The 22,231-nt window shown below is 42.2% G+C and carries 20 protein-coding genes; 11 read left to right on the top strand and 9 right to left on the bottom strand.

All coding sequences use genetic code 11. The features are described from left to right. Positions 1-113: 113 nt before the first annotated feature. From panB to yjgA, 4 genes are read left to right on the top strand one after another with little or no spacing between them, the layout of a single operon-like run. Entirely contained in the window at positions 114-914 is an 801-nt protein-coding gene (gene panB / locus ABFV72_RS04815; protein WP_347162640.1) for a 3-methyl-2-oxobutanoate hydroxymethyltransferase, read from the top strand. 57 nt (positions 915-971) lie between these two features. Beyond that, positions 972-1,874: a pantoate--beta-alanine ligase gene (panC, locus tag ABFV72_RS04810; RefSeq protein WP_347162639.1), complete on the top strand. Its 903-nt coding sequence runs from the start codon at positions 972-974 to the stop codon at positions 1,872-1,874. Between the two features lie 51 nt (positions 1,875-1,925). Next, entirely contained in the window at positions 1,926-2,891 is a 966-nt protein-coding gene (gene rapZ / locus ABFV72_RS04805) for an RNase adapter RapZ (RefSeq protein WP_347162638.1), read from the top strand. 49 nt (positions 2,892-2,940) lie between these two features. Beyond that, positions 2,941-3,453, top strand: coding sequence for a ribosome biogenesis factor YjgA (gene yjgA, locus ABFV72_RS04800; RefSeq protein WP_057757930.1), 513 nt, complete (start codon positions 2,941-2,943; stop codon positions 3,451-3,453). Positions 3,454-3,651: 198 nt separating this feature from the next. Here yjgA and ABFV72_RS04795 read toward each other — a convergent pair whose 3' ends face one another. Then, positions 3,652-4,272 carry a thiol:disulfide interchange protein DsbA/DsbL gene (locus ABFV72_RS04795; RefSeq protein ID WP_347162637.1) on the bottom strand — a complete coding sequence of 207 codons (621 nt, stop codon included), beginning with the start codon at positions 4,270-4,272 and terminating at the stop codon, positions 3,652-3,654. 505 nt (positions 4,273-4,777) lie between these two features. Here ABFV72_RS04795 and ubiG point away from each other — a divergent pair. From ubiG to ABFV72_RS04775, 4 genes are all read left to right on the top strand, one after another. Beyond that, a complete protein-coding gene (gene ubiG / locus ABFV72_RS04790; RefSeq protein ID WP_347162636.1) occupies positions 4,778-5,605 on the top strand; it encodes a bifunctional 2-polyprenyl-6-hydroxyphenol methylase/3-demethylubiquinol 3-O-methyltransferase UbiG in 828 nt (275 codons plus the stop codon). A 67-nt stretch (positions 5,606-5,672) separates the two neighbouring features. Further along, a complete protein-coding gene (locus ABFV72_RS04785; RefSeq protein ID WP_101204604.1) occupies positions 5,673-6,383 on the top strand; it encodes an HAD family hydrolase in 711 nt (236 codons plus the stop codon). A gap of 75 nt (positions 6,384-6,458) precedes the next feature. Next, positions 6,459-7,295, top strand: coding sequence for a YciK family oxidoreductase (locus ABFV72_RS04780; protein WP_347162635.1), 837 nt, complete (start codon positions 6,459-6,461; stop codon positions 7,293-7,295). A 158-nt stretch (positions 7,296-7,453) separates the two neighbouring features. Next, positions 7,454-7,720 (top strand): DksA/TraR family C4-type zinc finger protein, encoded by a 267-nt coding sequence (locus ABFV72_RS04775; RefSeq protein ID WP_101204603.1) that lies wholly within the window; start codon positions 7,454-7,456, stop codon positions 7,718-7,720. An 81-nt stretch (positions 7,721-7,801) separates the two neighbouring features. On the opposite strand, the gene ABFV72_RS04770 is transcribed toward ABFV72_RS04775, so the two are convergent. Together ABFV72_RS04770 and ompR are read right to left on the bottom strand one after the other, a co-directional pair. After that, a complete protein-coding gene (locus ABFV72_RS04770) occupies positions 7,802-9,040 on the bottom strand; it encodes a CobW family GTP-binding protein (protein WP_431192075.1) in 1,239 nt (412 codons plus the stop codon). A 79-nt stretch (positions 9,041-9,119) separates the two neighbouring features. Beyond that, entirely contained in the window at positions 9,120-9,878 is a 759-nt protein-coding gene (gene ompR / locus ABFV72_RS04765) for an osmolarity response regulator transcription factor OmpR (RefSeq protein ID WP_347162634.1), read from the bottom strand. 378 nt (positions 9,879-10,256) lie between these two features. Between ompR and ABFV72_RS04760 the strand changes: the two genes are divergently transcribed. Next, on the top strand, positions 10,257-12,803 hold the full coding sequence (locus ABFV72_RS04760; RefSeq protein ID WP_347162633.1) for a Tex family protein: 2,547 nt from the start codon (positions 10,257-10,259) through the stop codon (positions 12,801-12,803). A 115-nt stretch (positions 12,804-12,918) separates the two neighbouring features. On the opposite strand, the gene ABFV72_RS04755 is transcribed toward ABFV72_RS04760, so the two are convergent. Beyond that, positions 12,919-13,491 carry a hypothetical protein gene (locus ABFV72_RS04755; protein ID WP_347162632.1) on the bottom strand — a complete coding sequence of 191 codons (573 nt, stop codon included), beginning with the start codon at positions 13,489-13,491 and terminating at the stop codon, positions 12,919-12,921. A 753-nt stretch (positions 13,492-14,244) separates the two neighbouring features. Beyond that, entirely contained in the window at positions 14,245-15,531 is a 1,287-nt protein-coding gene (locus ABFV72_RS04750) for a saccharopine dehydrogenase family protein (RefSeq protein ID WP_347162631.1), read from the bottom strand. A gap of 501 nt (positions 15,532-16,032) precedes the next feature. On the opposite strand from ABFV72_RS04750, the gene ABFV72_RS04745 reads away from it, so the two are divergent. Continuing rightward, positions 16,033-16,188 carry a DUF1328 domain-containing protein gene (locus tag ABFV72_RS04745; protein ID WP_082624527.1) on the top strand — a complete coding sequence of 52 codons (156 nt, stop codon included), beginning with the start codon at positions 16,033-16,035 and terminating at the stop codon, positions 16,186-16,188. Between the two features lie 133 nt (positions 16,189-16,321). Here ABFV72_RS04745 and ABFV72_RS04740 read toward each other — a convergent pair whose 3' ends face one another. The 4 genes from ABFV72_RS04740 to ABFV72_RS04725 form a co-directional block, all read right to left on the bottom strand. After that, positions 16,322-16,615 (bottom strand): 4a-hydroxytetrahydrobiopterin dehydratase, encoded by a 294-nt coding sequence (locus ABFV72_RS04740; protein WP_057757953.1) that lies wholly within the window; start codon positions 16,613-16,615, stop codon positions 16,322-16,324. A gap of 158 nt (positions 16,616-16,773) precedes the next feature. Next, positions 16,774-17,067 (bottom strand): GNAT family N-acetyltransferase, encoded by a 294-nt coding sequence (locus ABFV72_RS04735; protein WP_347162630.1) that lies wholly within the window; start codon positions 17,065-17,067, stop codon positions 16,774-16,776. Between the two features lie 200 nt (positions 17,068-17,267). After that, positions 17,268-18,728, bottom strand: a complete 1,461-nt coding sequence (locus ABFV72_RS04730; RefSeq protein ID WP_347162629.1) for a fatty acid desaturase family protein — start codon at positions 18,726-18,728, stop codon at positions 17,268-17,270. Positions 18,729-18,886: 158 nt separating this feature from the next. Next, positions 18,887-20,089 carry a flavin reductase family protein gene (locus ABFV72_RS04725; protein WP_347162628.1) on the bottom strand — a complete coding sequence of 401 codons (1,203 nt, stop codon included), beginning with the start codon at positions 20,087-20,089 and terminating at the stop codon, positions 18,887-18,889. Positions 20,090-20,528: 439 nt separating this feature from the next. Here ABFV72_RS04725 and ettA point away from each other — a divergent pair, with 439 nt between their 5' ends. After that, positions 20,529-22,190, top strand: coding sequence for an energy-dependent translational throttle protein EttA (ettA, locus tag ABFV72_RS04720; RefSeq protein WP_057757965.1), 1,662 nt, complete (start codon positions 20,529-20,531; stop codon positions 22,188-22,190). Positions 22,191-22,231: the final 41 nt, after the last annotated feature.

Below are 22,231 nucleotides of genomic sequence, written 5' to 3'. Positions count from 1 at the left end.
ATAACTAATGCTAAGTAATAGGTGATTGGGATATTGGTCTAAGACTTCTCGATCATAGCTAGAATAGTAGCAGTATTGATAATCAAAGGCATTGCAGATTAATTGAGGGTCATATGACAACATTATCTACTCTAAATAAGTTTAAAAAAGAAGGTACCAAGTTCACTTGCTTGACCTGTTATGACTCGATGTTTGCACGAATGATGGAAAAAGCCGAAATTGATGCGATTTTAATTGGCGATAGCTTGGGCATGGTTGTACAAGGCCATGACTCGACACTACCTGTAACAGTCAATGATATGGCTTATCACACTGCCAATATTGCCCGTAGTAACAAACACGCGCTGATATTGGCTGACCTACCGTTTATGAGTTATGTGACACTACCAGAAGCCGTTGCTAATAGCCGCACACTAATGCAAGCAGGGGCGCATGTCATAAAAATCGAAGGTGGTAGCGAGCTGTGTGAATTGGTAACGACCTTGGCGCAAGCAGGTACGCCAACTTGTGTACATCTTGGTTTGACTCCGCAATCAGTCAACGTGTTTGGTGGCTATAAAATTCAAGGTCGCGGTGATGAAGCGGCTGATAAACTGCTTGCTGATGCCAAAGCAGTCGTCGATGCTGGTGCTGCATTACTAGTACTAGAATGTGTTCCAGCGGCGCTTGCAAAAGCCGTTACTGAAGCTGTTGCCGTGCCAGTCATTGGTATTGGTGCTGGAGCCGATACTGATGGTCAGGTACTGGTGATGCATGACATGCTAGGTATGGCGCATGGCCGAGTGCCACGTTTTGTCCATGACTTCTTAACCGATGAGCGTAATAGCGCACACAGTATCGAAGGTGCTTTTGCGCTCTATCAGCAGTCAGTACGCGAAGGTATTTTCCCGACTGAGCAGCACCAGTTTAGCTGATTTTGAAGTTATTAAAGTTATTGAACAACAGAACGTCTGAATAGAAGAAAAGTAATCATGTCTCCAATTATTTATCATGATATCTCGTCACTACGTGAAGCGCTGCAGCCTTATCGTGGTCAACAACGTGACAAACAAGACCGTCAGCAGCGCATTGCGTTAGTACCAACGATGGGTAATCTGCATGACGGTCATCTTGAGCTGGTAAAAATTGCCAAGCAGCATGCAGATGTAGTGGTGGTCAGTATTTTCGTTAACCCTACGCAGTTTGGCGTTGGGGAAGATTTTGACAGCTATCCGCGTACGCTAGATGCAGATGTGGCTAAGCTTGCGACAGTTGATGCAGATTATGTGTTTGCACCTAGTATTGATGCGATGTATCCAGTATTACCACCACCTACTGCGGTGTTGGCTGGTGCTATTGCCAATCAGTTATGTGGTCAATCGCGTCCTGGACACTTTGATGGTGTTGGTATTGTTGTTGCTAAACTATTCAATATCGTACGACCAGATGTGGCAGTATTTGGACAAAAAGACTATCAGCAGCTTGCTATCATTAAGCAGTTGGTACGTGACTTGAGTTATCCTATTAATATCATTGGTGCGCCTATTGTTCGTGCTGATGATGGCTTAGCGCTATCATCGCGCAATCAATACTTAAGTGCAAATGAGCGTCAAGTTGCCCCTGTATTACATCAAGCATTGCAAGAATTAGCGCAGAGTTTGAAAAGTACGGCTCTTAGTCAGCAAGCATTTGATAAGCTATTAGTAAATACGCGGACACGTATTAGTGACGCAGGTTTTATTATTGATTATCTGGAAATAAAGACTGATGAGTTAGGTTCTGTCGTAAGTGACTCTAAAGCCTTTAATATAGAAAACAAAAATATCGTTATTTTAGTTGCAGCGTGGCTAGGAAAAGCGCGTTTGTTAGACAATCAGTTGGTAGTGGTAAATTAGCTTTTATGACATAGCAGTAGACTAGATACAATAGACTTGGATGAGTAGATCATGGGTGTAAGTCAGGATCAAAATAGTAATGCAGCAGCAACGATAGCGGATCAGACGTCTACGAATAAGCTCAGTATATTGGTGGTCTCAGGGCGTTCAGGATCTGGTAAAACCTCAGTATTGAATATCTTAGAAGATCTAGGCTATTACTCTATTGATAATCTGCCGCTGTCTTTGTTACCTAATGCTGCTCATAAACTGGTCAATGAAAGCGGCATTCATCGTATTGCGCTGGGTGTCGATATTCGAACGCCACGTGCTGATTTATCTAACTTTGCAGTGACATATGCTTCTCTCAAGGAGACTTATGGGTCTCATGCGGTACAGATTTTATATGTGACTGCACAAGAGAGTACGCTGATAGCTCGTTTCAATGCGACGCGACGCGTACATCCTCTAATGTCACAAGATATCGATAGTGATAACGCTAAGCATATAGCCTTTAATTTACCTGCTGCTATCAAAAAAGAAGTTGAGCTATTAGAGCCAATTGCTAGTCATGCTGATATTAGGATTGATACCAGTAGCCTAAATATTCATCAGTTAAAAGACAGCCTGCGTGAACACATAGGCATGGACAATCAGATTGTCATCAATCTACTGTCTTTTGGTTTTAAATACGGTAGCCCTATCGATGCTGACTTTGTATTTGATGTTAGAATTTTACCGAATCCGCACTGGAATCCTGAGTTACGTGACTCGACAGGTCTGGATACTGAGGTAGGTGCATTCTTCTCAGATTATCCAGAAGTAGCAGAAATGATGGGTGATATCGATAAGTTTTTGACCCGTTGGCTACCAGAGTTTTTGCACAATAATCGTCATACGGTCACGGTTGCCATAGGCTGTACAGGCGGCAAACATCGCTCTGTTTTTATCACTGATCATCTACAACGCCGCCTTGCTGAGGCCATGCCTAAAGGCGTGAAGGTATTGGCAAAACACCGCGAAAAAAGTCGTTGGTAATGATATCAGACACTATTTAATTTATTAATTATTATTTTGGAAAGCTTTTATGATCGACTGGAAAGAACAGGATATGCGCGTTTCGCGCACAGAACTCAAAAAAGCCCATGAGCGCTTGCAGCAATTATCTATACCGCTTGCTAGCTTATCGAAAAAACAGCTAAAAGCCTTACCTGCCAGTGATTATTTTATGGCGGAGCTAATGGCATTGGCTGATATTACTAGCGCAAATGCTCGTAATCGTCAGACCAAACGTGTTGGCAAGCTTATGATTGAAGAGAATCGTCATGAGCTGATAAAGGCACTATTTGATGCCTTTTTTCCTAAAGAGCAAGTCTCAAAAATAGAAAGCTGGTACGAGCGTTTAAACATCAATGATGAAGGTACACTCAAGCAGTTTGTGAAGCAATATAAAGCTTCTGAGCACCACAGTATGTATCAGTTATTATTGTGGATAGAGTATGCCAAACATATGCAAGATGATGAGTTGCTGGCAGAATCTAAAGCAGATTTGGCAAGTTATATTCGTGAAGTGGCTATTTTATCGCAGCTGAAGAAATAGCATCTATAACCAAGCTAGAAATCTATTAATTAGAATTTTATTAGTTGAAAGATTAGTAGTTAAAAATGAGTGATTAAAAGACGTATAGCTAAAAGGTTAAGATGCAAAAAAGCCAATCAATTTATGATTGGCTTTTTTGTTCATGGCGTATAGATAGATCGTACGTCATGTGAGTTATTCAAGTACTTATGGCTTGAATTATTTCTTTTCAGCGCGGGCTTTATCAACTAGATAGTCAACAACTTTAGCGACTTTAGCGTTTTCACCAGTTACCACATATTTGCCTTGTACCACGACAGATGGAACACCAGTTATCTGATAACGCTTGGCGCCTTCTTGAGAGCGACCAATTTTTGTACCAACAGCGAATGAGTTATATAGGCTGTTAAATTTCTTTTCATCAACGCCTTTTGATGCATACCATTTGCTTAGTGACGCTTGATCAAACAGTTTTTTGCCATCTTTATGGATAGCGTCAAATAATGCGTCATGAGTTTTGCTTTCAAAGCCTAAAAGCTGAGCCGCATAGAAACCGCGTGCATTGGCTTCCCAAACAGGGTTAAGTGCCGCTGGTGTCTTGAAGAAGGCAACGTCTTTGTCTTTAGTTTTTGCCCATTTTTCCATGTGCGGGTTAAGCGCATTACAATGTGGACAACCATACCAAAAGAACTCACGAACAATGATAGCATCACCGCTGATTTTCTCTGGGTTGTCTAGCACACGGTAATCTTTTCCAGCGACATAGTCTGCAGCTTGTGCGCCCATAGAGGCAAGTCCAATGGCCATGGCTAGACCAGTCAGTGTGATGACACGTTTCATACTTTATCCTTGAGGTGTGGAGACTTAGAATGGGTTAAGAGGTTGGTGTCTATATGGTTGTTAAACATGTGACATTTTAAAATATATAGCTTTTAAAGCGTCTAAACCAGACAGTGTCGAGTATAATCGAACAATAGCAAAGTATCGACTATGATAACGTAAAATGTATGTACTTGTGAATCGCATTCTTAACCGATAGTTGTAAAGCTGTTAGCTATTATTTAAGGTATATTGCTTGTTACTTTCTGAACCTACTGTTTCTCAAACGTCTGCTTTATTTCTATGTAATATTTAAGACAGTCGAAAGTATCAGGATGCGATATTGTCACGAGAATGACAAGCTCTTTTATATTGAGATACTGCCCAAAAAACAGGGTAAAGTTTAAGCCTATTCACAATTGCTGACGATGTGCTTACGACAAAACTGCTACTCTCATGCTAATATTAAGCACATAATCGTGCACTGTAAACGATAATAACGATAGTGACAATCAAGGAATATACCATGAGCTCAGCTTTAAATTCTTCATCAACTTCGAGTGATCAAAATAACAATAGCGCTTTCAATAATACAGAGTCTAACACCATCAACGTGGATCCTAGCGAAGTCGAAAAATTTAATAACTTGGCGAGTGAATGGTGGAGCAATACAGGGGCGTTTGCAACGCTACATGAGATCAATCCATTACGTTTAAACTGGATAGAAGAAAACGTCAAACGTGGCTATCAAGACGCTGCTAATAAAACCGCTGAGCAAGGACTTGCTGGCAAAAAAGTACTCGATGTAGGGTGCGGCGGCGGAATATTGTCAGAATCTATGGCACGCCGCGGGGCTGATGTGACAGGGATTGATTTAGGTACAGAGAACCTAAAAGCTGCTGCGTTACATGCAGAGCAAAGCCAGTTGGAGAGTACGCTTCGTTATCAGCATATACCTGTTGAAGAATTGGCAAAAACGCAGGCTGGTCAGTTTGATGTGGTGACTTGCATGGAGATGTTAGAGCACGTGCCAGATCCTAGCTCGATTGTGCAGGCTTGTTATGAGTTACTGGCTCCTGGCGGTGTCTGTGTACTATCAACGATTAATCGCAATCCTAAATCTTATCTGTTTGCCATCGTTGGTGCAGAGTATGTGCTGCGGTTGCTTGATCGTGGTACCCATGACTATGCCAAATTTATTACGCCAGCTGAATTAGACAAAATGGCACTTAATACTGGATTTGTTCGTCAGGATATTATCGGTTTGCATTATAATCCGCTGACCAAACGCTACTGGCTTGCCCAAAATGTCGATGTTAATTATATGATAGCCGTACAAAAGCCACTGGCTTGATGCTGCACGCAGCCATTTATTTGCCATACTTTCACTAAACACGTCATCAATCTCAAGAGCCTTCACTATGACCCAATTTGTAAAAGCTGTTTTATTTGACCTTGATGGGACATTAATCGATACTGCTGCTGATTTTGTTCGTATCATTGGTAAGATGAGTCTCGAAAACGATTGGCAGGCACCGCCTGAAGCAGAAATCCGTGAGCAAGTCTCTGCGGGTGCCTCAGCTATGGTGCAATTGATGCTAAGACATAACGATCAGCTTGAAGTCAGCGAGGAAGCGTTGCTTGAGTTTCGTCAGCAGTTCTTAGATGATTATGAAGCAGATATCTGTGTCGATAGCTGCGTGTTTCAGGCGCTTGAAGCGGTGCTGACTGAGCTTGAAGCAAAAGGTGTGCCTTGGGGTATCGTTACCAACAAGCCACGTTATTTAGCCGAAAAGCTATTAAGTGAGATGCAACTGGATCAACGCTGTGCGGTTTTGGTCTGTCCAGATGACGTATCACGTACCAAACCAGACCCAGAGCCAATGTACATGGCGCTAGAAAAACTCGGTATTCCGCGAGGGGCGGCAGGCTGCGTACTTTATGTCGGTGACCATGTACGTGATATTGAAGCTGGCAACGCTGCTGGCATGCCAACGATTTTGGCCGCTTATGGATATATTCCACCTGAAGATCAAAAGTCTTTGAAAAAATGGGGCGCTGACTATATTACGGATACGCCTGAGCAGCTAAATAAATTGCTGCTATCGTCTGGTAAGTTTGAGTATTTATAGACTGCTGTATATCACCATATTTACAACCATAAGCACATATCCTCAACGATTTAATGATAAGTAGTGAGTAATGCCATGAGTGACAATAATAACCAACCAGTCGATCGACAAGACAATAAACAAACTGTTCAAAGTCCTATTCAGCCTTTGACTCATGATGATATTCGTAACTTTGTACCGTCCAGTAACTGCCTAGATGGTAAGACTATTTTGGTAACAGGAGCGGGGGATGGTATTGGCCGTGTTGCCGCATTGACCTATGCGCGTTATGGAGCCACTGTTTTATTATTAGGACGCACTAGTAGCAAGCTTGAATATGTCTACGATGAGATTGAGAGCCTTGGTGGTAAGCAGCCTGCTATGTTGCCGATGAATCTAGAAGGGGCAACTTACGCTGAAATGCAGCAGCTCGAAGGGCTAATCAATAAAGAAGTCGGCCAGTTAGATGGCATATTGCATAATGCTGGTGTATTAGGACAACTGACGCCGCTTGAGATGTATGACGTCGATACTTTCGCCCAAGTGATGAAAGTCAACTTTACAGCGACTTTTATGCTGACTCAAGCGCTATTGCCGCTATTAAAAGATGCTGATCATGGCTCTGTTGTCTTTACCTCTAGCACTGTAGGTACACATCCTCGCGCATTTTGGGGTGCTTATGCACTTTCCAAACAAGCAGTAGAAGGTATGAGTGATATCTTTACTCAAGAGACTCAGAACACCACTAATCTACGTTTCAATTGTGTCAACCCAGGTGGTACTCGCACCAATATGCGTGCGCATGCGTATCCAGGTGAAAACCCTATGAGCTTAAAAACACCTGAAGATATCATGGCAGGCTATGTTTGTCTGATGAGTGACGAAAGTATTGGCGTACGCGGGCAAGTCATTGAGCTACAACCAAAAGACTAGTAGCGAAGTTTTAAGGTGAGTCAAAATAATTACGTCATTCTTTATGGATGATTTTATACACTATCACAGGTTGCAATTAACCATAGCTAGCCCCATCTATTTGTTATTAAAGACATTTGTATTGTCTAATTATAATGAACAAAAAATAGGATAAGATTATGGCAGGTGGCTGGTCAAGAGATGGTGCTGAGCACGAACAGATGGATGCAACTGTCAATGATGCATTGGAACGCGCGCGACGTTCGTTGCCAACAGGTGTAAGTGCTGAGCTGTGTGACGAATGTGGTAAGCCTATTCCAGAGGCACGTCGACTAGCGGTGCCCGGTATTCAGCATTGCGTTAGCTGTCAGACGGAGCTTGAACAAGAAGCAAAAGCGGCTGAGCTGTTTAATCGTCGTGGCAGTAAAGACAGTCAATTGCGTTAAAAAATAGTTAATTATGTTGAAAAAAGAAAGGGTGGACATTGCTAGATAAAATAGCAATGTCCGCCCTTTTTTTGTCTGTTGCTATATAACCAGTGCCATCAGTTCGCGATCGCACTCTTCCCAATCTATCAATAGTGATGACGCTTTGGCATCATTCTCAGTTTCTTCTATATCTGTATCGACAGTATTTGTATCGACAGTATTGTCTAATTGCAAAATAATTTCCAATCGACTATCCGTCTGTGGGTCGATGGTTCTGGTGGTTAGACTACCAGGGTTAAAATTGATCTGCATCCAGCCATCAGAAGTATGCACCACGCCTTTGATACGTTGCCAGTTTGGCAATGCTAACAACCAATTCTGTAAATCGTCAGCGTTTAATATGTAGTGTGCAGGTAGTCGCCATCCAGCCAATTGAAAATCTTGCTGCTCTTCATGGTAGCGATAAGGGAGACCACTATCAGCACTGGTCTGAGGATTGGCCTGAGCCTCGCTCTCATCGGTAGATGAACTCGATGATGGCGCAGCTGCTAAAGAATTGGCTTGAGACTGTAAACCAATCATCGATTTTTGAGGATTCGAGATACTGACTTTTCGTTGATTCGAGATAATATAGCTGGGCTTATTCAGTTGGTCATTTAACATTTTAGAGTATGCATCTGCTACAAGTTTATTTGCTACAAACTTATCTGATGAGTCTGTTGCCTCAGATGACGTTAGTCCTGATGCTGCCCAAATGATTTTTACTTGTGAATTTAGGGTGGTTATCCATTCTAGTAGGGTTTGTTTTTCGCTAGTATTTAATTGGGTATAACGATTGATTATCAGCACATCGGAATCACGGACATGCGCTTGAAACCCATCATGGTCACGATACTTAATCTGTTGCCACTGCTCGCCACTCAGTACGGTTATCACAGCATTCATCTTTAGGGCAGTTTGCCAATGCGGCGCACTAAGTTGTAGTATCAGCTCACGTGGATGTGCCAAACCTGTGGGCTCAATGAGTAATCGCTGCGGATGATGTTCACTGAGCAGGCGACTGATTGCAATTTGTAAGGGCAGCTGACTGGTGCAGCAAATACAGCCACCACTGACCTCACGAATGGCGATATTTTTTTGCTCAAGATCGTTATCTTGGGAGCTTGCTAGAAGTGCGCCATCAATACCGATACGGCCAAACTCATTGATTAAGAGAGCCCAGCGTTCGTCATCAGGTTTTGTGGCCAGTAACTGATTAATTACGGTGGTTTTACCAGCACCTAAAAACCCTGTCACTAATATGCAGGGTATGTTTTGGAAAATAATTGGATTTTTCACAAACAGGCTCATCATATCGGCACGTGTTTGAGAGTAACCAAACACGGCCTATATTAAAAGAAATTAGATCGGTCAAAAGTTATTCACTCTTGATGATTTCTACCTCAGCTTCATCAGGAACGAACACATAACCAACGCCCCAGACGGTCTGGATATAACGCGCTTGTGAAGGATTGTCTTCAATCAGACGACGCAGACGTGATACTTGGACGTCGATAGAACGCTCCATCGCACCCCATTCACGACCACGGGCAAGGTTCATCAACTTATCACGGGTCAATGGCTCACGTGGATGCTGTACAAGCGCCTTTAGTACTGAAAACTCACCTGTTGTCAAAGTGACTACGTTGCCATCACGTTTGAGCGTACGAGTCGATAGATCTAGTGTCCATGGACCAAACTCGACCACTTCCATTTGATGACTTGGCGCACCTGGCAATTCACGGTTTTGACGACGTAATACAGCTTTGATACGAGCCAACAGCTCTTTTGGATTAAAAGGCTTGGGCAGATAGTCATCTGCACCCGCTTCTAGACCTGCAATACGGTCAGCATCGCCACCTTTGGCAGTCAGCATAATGATAGGAATATCTGCATTGTCTTCACGCAGACGCTTACAGATACTGATACCGTCTTCGCCTGGCAGCATCAAATCGAGTACGACCAAAGAGAAAAGCTCACGTTGCATGAGTTTGTCCATCTGACTGCCATCATGAGCGGTACGAACGACAAAACCGTCGTCTTCTAGGAAGCGTTGCAACAAAGAGCGCAGACGAGCATCGTCATCGACGACTAAAATACGCTGAGTTAACGTGTCAGGGCTGTTGTTATCAGTCATACAGGCATCCTTTTATAAAAATTATTGTTATCAGAAACTACAAGTAAATAGCTATGAGCAAAAACACTGCCACTAATTATCATTATTTAATTATTGGTTACGAATAAGCACTTCATAAAATTAAAAACTATTGTTCAATATGTCAGCACATATCAATATTTGTGTTATTGATACTTTAGTGTATAAGATTGCACCGAGAATTGCATCACCCATGATAATAAATGCTGTATGCGTTTGTTTAACAAGTCCATAGGATGTGTGATATAGAACGATTTGCGTCCTAAAATGCGCAATAAATAACGAAAAGATAAAAAGGATTTTTATTCATGCAGCTTTTGCTATAATGCAAAGCTACATTTCTCAACGATTGATACGTATATGAGTAGCACTGATACCTTAACGTCATCTCAAACCTCGACAAATGCACAGGTTTTAGATGCAACCACACACGCGAATATTCACGACAAGCTTGCTCGCGCGCTTGGCATTAAGACTGCTCAAGTCAATGCGTTTGTCAAACTTTATGATGAAGGCGCGACGGTTCCTTTTATTGCGCGTTATCGCAAAGAAAAGACTCAGAATCTTGATGATGCGCAGCTACGTGCTTTAGAGAAGTCGCTTAATTATGAGCGTGACATGGCAACACGTCGCCTCAAAATTACTGAGCTGCTAAGCACACAGGGCAATCTGACCGATGAGCTACAGACGCGTATCGATAATGCGACGTCTAAGCTTGAGCTTGAAGACATCTATCTGCCATATCGTCCGCGTCGTCGTTCACCTGCTGCCAAAGCTCGCGCCGCTGGTCTTGATACTGCTGCCCAAGCGGTCTTGACCCAAGAAATCACCCCGATGGATGCCTTGGCTGATTATCAAGTCCAGTCAAGTATCACTGATGACAGTGGTAATGAAATCGAAGTTGATTTTAGCGATATCGAAAAACAACTCGCTGGCGTACAAGCAATTATCGTTGATGAATGGACACAAGCATTGGGTTTGTTGGACAACTTACGCAGTGGTTTTGCCAAAACTGCCAGTATCGTATCGAGCGTTGCGAGCGAAGAAAAGCGCGAGGTTGGTGAAAAGTTCAAAGACTATTTTGAGCATAGCGAAAGCCTTGCTCGACTGCCAAATCATCGCCTATTAGCGATGTTGCGCGGTCGTCAAGAAAACGTCTTGGGTCTAAAGATTGAAGGCGAAGACGCACCCTTTATCGAAAAAATCATCAGTCATTTCGATGTCGATGCTAAAGCCCCAGCAGCACGCCGTGAATTTTTGGCAGAGGCAGCCAGTAGCTTGTGGAAAGACAAATGGCGTCCGCATATTGAGCACCGCTTGTTAACTGAAAAGCGCCTAGCCGCAGAAGCGGATGCGATTGATGTGTTCGCTAGCAACTTACAGCATTTGCTAATGTCTGCACCTGCAGGTCCTAAAGTAATCTTAGGTGTCGATCCTGGTATCCGTCATGGCGTAAAAATGGCCATCGTCGATGCACAAGGTCATGTCATGTCAGATAGCGAAGAGAAACCTGTCATCGCGACAGTGTATCCGTTTGCCCCTGATAATAAGATGGATGAGGCCAAAAAAGTCATCGATGCGCTGTTGAGTACTTATAACGTTGATTTGGTCGCTATCGGTAATGGTACGGCAAGTCGCGAAACAGATGCGATGATCAAAGAGATTTTGGCTGCGAACGATGCACTAAAAGCCAAAGCTGTCATTGTTAATGAGTCGGGCGCGTCTGTTTATTCAGCGAGTGAACTTGCTAGTGATGAGCTTGCTAATCTAGACGTTTCTGTACGCGGAGCTGTCTCTATTGCTCGTCGCTTGCAAGATCCATTGTCAGAGCTTGTGAAAGTTGATCCAAAAGCCATTGGCGTGGGTCAATATCAGCATGACGTCAATCAAAACCAGCTTGCAGATAGTCTGGATAAAGTAACTCAAGATAGCGTGAATGCCGTGGGTGTGGATGTAAACACAGCCAGTCCAGCTATCTTGGCTCACATCGCAGGTCTTAACCGCAATGTAGCGCAGCAAATTGTCACCTATCGCAAAGAGCACGGTGCATTTGATAGTCGTGAAGCGCTTAAAAACGTCCCACGTCTAGGTGCTAAGACATTTGAGCAGGCAGCTGGTTTCTTGCGTATTCATAATGGTAGCAATCCATTAGATGCCACTGGTGTGCATCCAGAGAGCTATGCATTGGTCGATAGTTTACTCGCACAAGCGGGCAAGCCATTGTCAGAAGTCATCGGTAATGATGGCGTGTTAAATACGATTGATACGACTACATTGGCTGCTAACGATGATAATGTCAGCGTAAAAGCGATTATCGAAGAGCTCGCTAAACCTGCTCGTGATCCTCGTCCTGAGTTTAAAACGGCCAATTTCCGTGATGACGTCAATAGCATCAAAGATTTGAGCGAAGGCATGACCTTAGAAGGGGTAGTCACCAATGTAACGGCCTTTGGTTGTTTCGTTGATGTCGGTGTGCATCAGGATGGCTTGGTACATATCTCGCAGATGGCCAATGACTTTGTCGCAGATCCTATGAATCGTGTCAAACCTGGTGATATCGTATCGGTACGTGTTATCTCTATCGATGAGAAACGTGGTCGTATCGGCTTTAGCATGAAACCTGAATCTGAAAAACCTGTCCGTACGGCTGCCAAGTCTACGACAGCTAGTACAGATGGTGAGAAAACCAGTCGTCCACGCAATAATAATGCAAATAGTGACCGTCCAAATAATAGCCGTCCAGCTGCTGACAAACTTCCGTCTAAGCCACGTGGCAAGCGTCAGGATAAAGACAACGCGAGCAATCGTAGTAAGCCGGTGAAAAATGATAAAGCTGAAGCCCCAAGTAAAATGGGTACATTCGGCGCTTTATTACAAGAAGCTGGTGTGACTAAAAATAAGAAATAAATGCTGCTAAAAATAGCTAAAATTTATAATCATGTACAATAAAAAGGCAGCCATATGGCTGCCTTTTTATATAAGTAATACGCTTACAAATTAATCAAATAAACTACCTATCTGCTTAACGTGATACAGCGATACGGCGGTTCTCTTTAAACTGTACGTTTGCTGGCTGAGTAGCTAATAATTCACCACGCTTGTCTTTTTTCTTTTCTTGCAAAGTACTAGCAGCATCTGCGACTTTATTCTCAGTAGCCGCTTCACCAGCGATTAAAGGCTGATAGTCTGCATTGCTGTGTTGCATATTAGGCGCTTGAGCGTTCTGTACAGGAGCCTGAGCAGTTGTAGCAGTAGTCATTGCTGCCGCATTGGTTGTTGCTTGAGCGTTATTCCTCAAAGCTGCATTGTCATCGCGTGCCGCATCATCCATATCGTCAGCTTCGTCATTCATTTCATCTGCTTCATCATCCATATCGACATCAGCATTATTTGACGCTTCGACATCTACAGCGCCAGGTTGGGTCGCGAGCAACTCACCATCAGGACCTTCTATTTCAGCCTGTAAAGTGCTCTCGACAGCAGCATTACGCATATCTGCTGGCATCAGATCGCTATTGTTAACGGGTGCCGCCATTGCCATAGTTGGTAATACAAGGGTAGCGCCGACGATTAGTGATAAAATATTCTTTTTCATTATAGAACTCCATGATACATAATTAGCAATAGTTAAAAACGATAACTCATATTTAATGATGAGCCGTTTTTATTTAAAGGTGTCTGTAAATACTGTATGCAAATTATCAACGATGTAGTTTATATTTCAGTAGCAAACTCATTAAGGTTCTAACAGTTTAATGTTTTCTTGTGACGTTATGAAACTGCCATATCTAAAGTCTAGCTAGTATTCTGTCTTTAAATTTTGTTAAAGATTCATTAGTAGCAAAGGTTGATTGTGTTATTAAAGCTGTTAATAAATGAGTCTGCTAATAACAAATATCTACCGACAATTCTAGTATTAAAAATATGAATGTTTGATTGCTTATAGTTGTTGTTTGAACTTAGCTGATTGTTATTAATAGTTTTTTGAGTGCTATTTGTCAGCATTATAGAGACTTCTATCAACAGTTTTTATTTATAGTTCAAAACCAGTATTTAGATAATTTTTAAATTCTATTGTATAAACTTTTTAATAACATATACTTTATTAAACTAATGTTTGCATATAATTTTTCTACAATATTTATAAAATGACAGTAGCAATACTGGATTAGTAGTTAGTATCATAAAGTATTAAATAATCGGTAAACAGAAACATTGTTCACCAAAAAAATACGTTGTTCTTAATTTAATCTTCGTCTAAATATTTAGAGTAGACCATAAAAAAAACCGTATCTCGAAATCAAGATACGGTCATAAAGACATTGAGCCTTTGTTCTCACTCAATAGATTAACTATCAATCACTTCAAAGCTAAGACCAGAATGCGCTTCTAAGCGTGTTATTAGCTTATTTCCCATCGCAGATGCTGGTGTCCAGAACCCACCACCAACGTCCTCTTTGCTAATATCTTGTGCCAAGCATAATGCCGCCTGCGAAATCATACGAGAGGTACTGCCATAACCAGGATCTCTATCACCTGTTACTTTAACGGTAATAGTGTCATTTTTAGCCGTTTGGCCAAAGTGACGAATATCAAAGTAGCCATTCTCTTGCTCGTCCTTAGAAGGGCCTGAGCCAGCTTTTGGTAAAACGTGCTTGGATAGTAACTCGCGGCTTGGTTTTATCATCATCGCAGTGGCAAAGCCTAATAAACCTGCGCTCATAGCATAGCTAGACAGTTTTCCTTTGACGCCATCTTTCATCCACATCGCTTCATCATATTTAAAATCGCGACCATAGTCATACCCCAGCAACTGATTGCTGCGATGTACGATACGCGTATTGATGGTCGCCATGACGAACGGTGCTAACCAGCGCTTATGATTGCTGTCATATAAAGGTTTGCTAACATTATCCTGACGTACGTTTGGTGCATCAGTATCATCGTTTAACAGATATGGATTGGCCACTTGTTTGCGACGTGCTTTGTCCTCACCAGCTTCTTCAAATATCGATGCCATCGATGCGATAGTACCACCTGAGATACCACCTTTCGCTGCTTTGACACGCATATGAATGACATTGCAGGTCTCGCCGAACTTTTCTTCTGCCTTAGCTTGGGTAAAGTACGCACCCAAATCTGAAGGTATAGAATCAAAACCACAAGAGTTAACAATACGGGCACCACTTTGCTTGGCAATGTCTTGGTACTTATCCATCATATCTTTGATGAAAATAGCCTCACCAGTAAGATCGACATAATCTGTACCGTTTTCAGCACAAGATTTAATCAGTGGCTCACCATATTTCAGATATGGGCCGACAGTAGAGATGATGACTTGAGTTTGCTTTGTCATCTTATCAAGGCTGGCAGCATCGTTACTGTTAGCAATGATAATGTCTACCTTGCTCTCAAGTTTGGCCTGCAACTTATTGAGTTTATCTTCATCACGACCTGCGATTGCCCATGATACATTTGAGCCATCTTCGTTCTTATTATTTGATAAAAAATTGGTTAAATAGTGGGCAGTGATCTGACCGACGAAGCTTGTCGCACCATATAGAATGACTGCATAAGGGCGTGTGTCGCCGCTGGTTTTTTGTATAGGGGTTTCAGTATCCGTATTGGTATCCATATGTATTGTCCTTAATAGATTTGAGAATAAGTGGATAGTAAACTATAAACCAAGTCGTTTGATTAGGTTAGAGGTTTGTGAGGTCGCTACAGTTTATAGTTTGCAGCCTACCTCCCATACGACATTGCATATAACGTTAGAAATTTAAAATAGTTATGCATACAGTTAGAAGAGTAGCGTTCAGTAAAAGAGTATTCAATAAAAGCACATTCAGGTAAAAAGCGCTTAGTTTAAGAACTCTCAGTTAAATAACGCTGTATTCAGAAATATAATTCTATTTCGAAAATATCATCTATTAAGGAAAAAGAGGTATAGACATTAACAGTTACTACAAACTTTACATAACCTACCGATATTATTACTAAAATGAACGTTTTTTAGAGACGAACATTGCTAATCTATAAGCGTAAACAGTAATAACTAGCATTAGATAAAAACAAGTTAAATAGATGCTATATAAATTCTAATATCTGTTTTTTACCATTATTTGAGGAGAAGATTATGTTTCGTTGGGCTATTATTTTTGCAGTGATCGCATTATTAGCGAGTTTCCTAGGTTTTGGCGGTGTCGCAGGATTGTCTGCTAATTTGGCATACATTTTCTTAGCAGTCGCTGTGATTTTGTTTATCGTTGCCTTTGTCAGTCGTAAAATGTAAACACAGCTTATCTTTGTAAATACCTACTATAAAAAAGACCCTCAATTGAGGGTCTTTTTTTGTCTGCTTCAACTATGATAATCAGTACAGAACCAAGATAATTAGTATCAAGGTATGCATTATAGACTTTCTACTACAACCGTTTGGGCTGAATAATATGTTCCATACGCTTGGCTAAACGAATATCCAGACTAGATATACCACCTGTATCGTGGTTGGTTAAACGAACCTCTACGATATTGTAGGTATTACGCCATTCTGGATGGTGCTCAAGCGCTTCAGCATGAAATGCCGCTTGATTCATAAAGCTCATAGCCTCGATAAAATCGCTAAAGTGATAGGTCTTGACGATGCTATTGCCGTCACGCTGCCAACCAGCAAGCTCTTCTAGCTGTAGATTGATTTGTTTGTCAGATAAACTACTCATATTAATAACCTTTATTGTTATGTCGAATTGGTTTATTAAAAGTGGTGCTAGGGTATGTCTCCTATGCGAAATAAATATCTACAGACATTTCCTGCTTTGTCCGATGTTACTTAACTGAGCCTAATTAACGAATTAGTTGAGCCTAATTATGTAGCCAGTTAAATCAAATCTTGATACTCAGGATGTTTGTTAATGTATGATGCGACAAATGAGCATTGCGGTACCACTTTTTTATTTTGCTCGCGTGCATAATCTAGCGCGTGCTTAACGAGTGCTGAACCAACGCCTTGACCACCTAATTGCTGCGGTACGATAGTATGATCGTAGACCAACTTGTCAGCACTTTTTTGATAGCTAATATAACCTGTCTGACCATCGATAGAGGTCTCAAAACGTTTTGCTGCTTGATTATGAACAATGTCTAAATTTGGTTTAGAGGTTTGGTTACTCATTAATATACTCCATTTTTTATTATCGAATTTTTATTATGAACTAAATATTTTATTAATTCTGATAGTGCCAGTTTAGTATGTAGGTTTGATGCTCAATTATCTAGACACTTACCGTAATGGTAGATAGGACGACTGTTAACGTCATCTATGTCTTCCGTCCTACCTTATCATGACCGTATCTAGTTGCAAATCTGAATATGTCACCATGCATAGGATATGGCTTTACGAACGACTGGAGGTAAAAAGCGAGTGAGACCACCAGTATTCTCTATCGCTAATTTGTCTTCTAATTTGTTTTCTAAATTGGCCGCTGACCTATCATCTTTATGAGTAGTACTATCTGCATTTTTCGTTGACTGCACATAGGCTTGCCATTCTTTTTCGCTAGGTTTGCTAAAGTGATAAATACGTCCCAGTACTTGCTTTAATTGCGTACCAAATCGGCCAGTGTTATAGCTTAAACCATATTTAAGGCATATGGCCTGTACCTGCGGTGCAATCTTTGCATAGTGGCCAGCTGGCATATCAGGAAATATATGATGCTCAATTTGATGAGACAAATTACCTGTTAAAAGGTGAAACCATTTGCTGCCTTTGATATTGCTAGAGCCAAGGATTTGGCGTACATACCAGTCGCCTTTACTTTCATTGGCATCGAGATGGGTATAGATATGCGCTTGCTCAGTGAAATGCCCACAAAAAATCACTGCCCACGTCCATAGGTTACGGACAGTGTTGGCAGTCATGTTACCGCTCAGCGTACTGAAGGCGCTACGACGACCTAGTGTCAGCGCAACTACAGACGGCAGTGCAATATAGTCTTTACCTATTTGTCGTCCAATTTTGGCAAATAACGCACGAGACTTTTGCTGCATGATTTTGTGCAAGTTAGGAGAGTCAGCGTATTCATCTGCACTGATTTGGATGTCGTGAAAAGCTACTGCCCATTCAAAGCCAAATGCCAGTACCGCTGTACTAAACATATTGTAGCGATCTTCTGGTGTCCAAGGCTGCTCATCAGTCACTCGAATTAAGTGATAGCCTACGTCATGATCACGGCCAACAATATTGGTAAAAGTATGATGTAGATAATTATGAGAGTGTTGCCATAATGGAGCAGGGCAGACAATATCCCAGTCGAATTTTTGACTATTAAGGTGCGGATGTTGCATCCAGTCATATTGACCATGCATGACATTATGACCCAGCTCCATATTGTTCAATATTTTGCTAAAGCTGAGTAAAGACGTACCTAGTAGCCAAGTAGCGACCAGACTGCGTTTCGATGGCATACGCCCCGCCGCTGCAAGTAAACCACGGGCAATAACTTCACTATATACCACGGTGGCATATATCCGCTGTATGTAGCGTGCATCTTCACTACCTAGCGAGTCCATGACGCTTTTGTACAGGGCATTGAGCTCTGCAGCTAAAGCATCACTTTGAGGCTTTGATAAGGGGGCATCAGTTACTGTTGGGTAGCGAGTCCGTGTCGATGTGTCTGGCTGAACGCTATCATTGATTGCTTTATCATTAAGCTGCGAGTACGGCGTTTGCGGCGTCAAAGGCAAAGGCGCGTTTTTCGCTAGCTGTGCATCGGACAGGGGCGTCAAAATAGGCACAGCAGATTGTGGCGTAGTAACGGGTGGTAGTAAGCGCATAAATAAATCCTTAACCGAAACGGCATGAATAAGCAGCACTGCATCCGGTTTGATAAGTTATCTGAGTTTTAGCCTATAAAGTAACGCTTGTCTTCTATTTCTCATAGGTTGTCTAGCATATGTTTTCTATTGAGCCAGTCGTTCTATTAAATTAGTCATTAAACATCGAGAACCACATCAGTTATGGCAATATTGATGCAAGTCTGAATAGACTCGTAACCATCCCCGCTCACTTTCCCTGTTTGAATATTTTTGACCACGCCGCTGACTTTATTGCAGCGGCACAACTGGCAAATGCCTTGCCGACAACCATGTGCTAGTCGTATACCTGCATTTTCGGCAGCAACGAGTAATGTAGTGTCGCTATCGAACTGCCGTTGCCGTGATCGTAAATACACCGTATGCGACTCTGTCTGTAGTGCATTATCTAGTAACTGATTACCGTCGCCATCAAAATCAGTCAATGCATTACCGAAATTTTCTACGATAATGTTGTCACGTAGCTGGATGTTTTGTAGCACGCTAATCTCGTTTACTGTTTTATATAAGCCAGCTAATAAAGCCTGTGAACCGCACGCAAATATTTTGGTATCTACCAATGGTAAATTAAGTGATAACAAACCCTCTGCGCTCAAGTATCGTTCGCCAGCCAAATAGGTAGTCGGATCTTCAGTATGGATTAGATGATAAATGAAGTCTGGATATGCATCGCTCAGCTGTTGCCACTGATGTTGCAGCTTGGATGAAACAGTTCGACTGTAATGCAATAGCGTCACCTGATGTCCATTACTCAGGGCTTGATTGATAAGTCCGAGCATAGGCGTAATACCGCTACCACCAGCAATAAATAGCAAAGGAGTAGGTTTGTTGTCGTTTGAGGTGTTCTGCGCTGCTATCGAGGTCTGTTCCAAAGTGAAATGCCCAAGTGGCAGGCTTGTATCAACGACGCTAGCCAGTGGCATTTGCTTGGTTAAATGGTTAGATACCAACCCTTGCGGTTTAATCGCGATAGTTACCGTATGACGTTGGTCTGCCGTATGTCTCTCGGTAGCATCGTCGAGCCACCAGAGGGGTTGATGATCCAAGCCCACTATCGAGTAGCTACGCTGGTGATAAACTCCATCAATACAAACGCGCAAATCAAGATATTGACCGCCTTGCCAACCACCCATCAGCTCAGAAGTCTGCTGCCTAAAAGCTCGATTGGTCTCAAAACGAAGTGCTATCAAATCATCACTTAACGTATAGCGAGCGATCAGGCGTAGCTTGGGCGTCATCAATGACCAAAACGGATGTAAGCGCGATCCGATAAAATCGACAAACGCACGTTGAACTATTTCAGGGCGATAGCCGTTGGCCATATTATCAGTACCTGTATGATTGCTATGAAAGTGAGTGTTGAGACAAGCACAAGGTCAGATGATCAATCGATTTTGATAATCGAACCATTAGACCTTGTTAAGCCACACTAACATGCTAACGGCTATTGATTAAATTTGCGAAAGTTTTGATGCTATTTTTTGTGGTCTTTATAAAACGCTAATGAATCAAAATGTTAAGTTAGTTCATTAAGATAAGACTCCTTGAGTTATTTTTTAAAGCGAGTTTTATAGCCAAAAGGCATAGCCTGCTGTCAAAAACAGTAAAACAACTGGTAAAACAACCTGTCAGCTTGCAGGGTATGCGCCACAATGCGATAATGACCTATAATTTGTAACCCTGATTTTGAGGTACGGCACGCTTGGCATCATCGCTGAGTTGCATTTGCTGTTCTCTTCTATGCAGTCTATCGGAGTGTTAATGGCTCAATATATTTACACGATGAACAACGTGTCAAAACTTGTTCCCCCTAAGCGTGAAATCCTAAAAAATATCAACCTATCGTTTTTCCCTGGTGCCAAAATCGGTGTTTTGGGTATCAACGGTTCAGGTAAATCAACCTTGCTACGTATCATGGCAGGCGTGGATACTGAGTTTAGTGGTGAAGCACGCGCGCAAGCAGGTACCAAAGTTGGCTATCTACCACAGGAACCACAGCTAGATGATAGCAAAGACGTTCGTGGTAATGTCGAAGACGGTATGCGCGAAGCGTTAGATGCGCTAGCACGTCTAGATGCTATCTATGCTGAATACGCAGAGCCTGATGCTGATTTTGATAAGCTTGCTGAAGAGCAAGGCAAGATGGAAGATATCATCCAGTCTTGGGATGCGCACAACTTAAATAACCAGCTAGAAAAAGCAGCCGACGCGCTACGTCTGCCACCATGGGATGCTGACGTTAGCAAACTGTCAGGTGGTGAAAAACGCCGTGTGGCACTATGCCGTCTACTATTGTCGCGCCCTGACATGCTATTACTTGACGAACCGACCAACCATTTGGACGCCGAGTCTGTGGCATGGCTAGAGCAGTTCTTGCAGAACTACAGTGGTACGATCGTTGCCATTACTCATGATCGCTATTTCTTGGATAATGTTGCTCAGTGGATCTTGGAGCTTGACCGTGGCCATGGCTATCCGTATGAAGGCAACTATACTGAGTGGCTAGAGCAAAAGAACACGCGTCTAGAGCAGCAGAATAAGCAAGAAGAATCATTTGCTAAAGCGCTGAAAAAAGAGCTTGAGTGGATTCGCAAAAACCAAAAAGGCCAACAGGCTAAGTCTAAATCTCGTGTACAGCGTTTTGAAGAATTGAACTCAACTGAGTTCCAAAAACGTAATGAGACCTCTGAGATTTATATTCCACCTGGTCCACGTTTGGGTAATAAGGTTATTGAGATTAATGATATCTCTAAATCATTTGGCGATCGTCTGCTGTATGAAAACCTAAGCTTTAATGTACCAGCTGGTGGTATCGTTGGTATTATCGGTCCAAATGGTGCGGGTAAAACCACGCTGTTTAACATGATTACTGAGCGCGATACCCCAGATACTGGTTCAGTTGATTTGGGTGAAAGTGTCAAGGTTGCTTATGTGGGTCAGGTACGTGATCATCTAGATGACAACAAAACTGTATGGGAAGAAGTTTCTGACGGCCTTGATATCATTACCGTTGGCGACTACACCACGCCAAGCCGTGCCTATATCGGACGTTTTAACTTCAAAGGTTCAGATCAACAAAAGCACGTTGGTCAATTATCAGGTGGTGAGCGTAACCGTTTGCAGTTAGCGAAAACGCTAAAGCAAGGTGCAAACGTATTGCTCCTCGATGAACCATCAAACGATTTGGATATCGAAACCTTACGTGCACTAGAGGATGCGATTCAAGTATTCCCAGGTACAGTAATGGTCGTATCGCATGATCGCTGGTTCCTGGACCGTATCGCAACTCATATCTTGGCATTCGAAGAAGAAGGCCCAGTCTGGTTCGACGGTAACTATACTGAGTTTGAAGCGTATCGCAAAAAGACAATGGGTGATGACGCCAGTCCTAAACGTGCCAAGTATAAGAAAATTACTAACTAATACGGCTGTTTAGTGTATTGAAATTCAATAAAAAAGACCTC

This window comes from Psychrobacter proteolyticus, assembly GCF_039762275.1.
GTDB classification, from domain to species: domain Bacteria; phylum Pseudomonadota; class Gammaproteobacteria; order Pseudomonadales; family Moraxellaceae; genus Psychrobacter; species Psychrobacter proteolyticus_C.
This window is presented reverse-complemented; position numbering and strand designations above follow the sequence as displayed.

Bases quoted from the DNA above. Each gene is read 5' to 3' on its own strand.
- panB (WP_347162640.1), top strand. From the start codon at position 114: ATGACAACATTATCTACTCTAAATAAGTTTAAAAAAGAAGGTACCAAG.
- panC (WP_347162639.1), top strand. From the start codon at position 972: ATGTCTCCAATTATTTATCATGATATCTCGTCACTACGTGAAGCGCTG.
- rapZ (WP_347162638.1), top strand. From the start codon at position 1,926: ATGGGTGTAAGTCAGGATCAAAATAGTAATGCAGCAGCAACGATAGCG.
- yjgA (WP_057757930.1), top strand. From the start codon at position 2,941: ATGATCGACTGGAAAGAACAGGATATGCGCGTTTCGCGCACAGAACTC.
- ABFV72_RS04795 (WP_347162637.1), bottom strand. From the start codon at position 4,272: ATGAAACGTGTCATCACACTGACTGGTCTAGCCATGGCCATTGGACTT.
- ubiG (WP_347162636.1), top strand. From the start codon at position 4,778: ATGAGCTCAGCTTTAAATTCTTCATCAACTTCGAGTGATCAAAATAAC.
- ABFV72_RS04785 (WP_101204604.1), top strand. From the start codon at position 5,673: ATGACCCAATTTGTAAAAGCTGTTTTATTTGACCTTGATGGGACATTA.
- ABFV72_RS04780 (WP_347162635.1), top strand. From the start codon at position 6,459: ATGAGTGACAATAATAACCAACCAGTCGATCGACAAGACAATAAACAA.
- ABFV72_RS04775 (WP_101204603.1), top strand. From the start codon at position 7,454: ATGGCAGGTGGCTGGTCAAGAGATGGTGCTGAGCACGAACAGATGGAT.
- ompR (WP_347162634.1), bottom strand. From the start codon at position 9,878: ATGACTGATAACAACAGCCCTGACACGTTAACTCAGCGTATTTTAGTC.
- ABFV72_RS04760 (WP_347162633.1), top strand. From the start codon at position 10,257: ATGAGTAGCACTGATACCTTAACGTCATCTCAAACCTCGACAAATGCA.
- ABFV72_RS04755 (WP_347162632.1), bottom strand. From the start codon at position 13,491: ATGAAAAAGAATATTTTATCACTAATCGTCGGCGCTACCCTTGTATTA.
- ABFV72_RS04750 (WP_347162631.1), bottom strand. From the start codon at position 15,531: ATGGATACCAATACGGATACTGAAACCCCTATACAAAAAACCAGCGGC.
- ABFV72_RS04745 (WP_082624527.1), top strand. From the start codon at position 16,033: ATGTTTCGTTGGGCTATTATTTTTGCAGTGATCGCATTATTAGCGAGT.
- ABFV72_RS04740 (WP_057757953.1), bottom strand. From the start codon at position 16,615: ATGAGTAGTTTATCTGACAAACAAATCAATCTACAGCTAGAAGAGCTT.
- ABFV72_RS04735 (WP_347162630.1), bottom strand. From the start codon at position 17,067: ATGAGTAACCAAACCTCTAAACCAAATTTAGACATTGTTCATAATCAA.
- ABFV72_RS04730 (WP_347162629.1), bottom strand. From the start codon at position 18,728: ATGCGCTTACTACCACCCGTTACTACGCCACAATCTGCTGTGCCTATT.
- ABFV72_RS04725 (WP_347162628.1), bottom strand. From the start codon at position 20,089: ATGGCCAACGGCTATCGCCCTGAAATAGTTCAACGTGCGTTTGTCGAT.
- ettA (WP_057757965.1), top strand. From the start codon at position 20,529: ATGGCTCAATATATTTACACGATGAACAACGTGTCAAAACTTGTTCCC.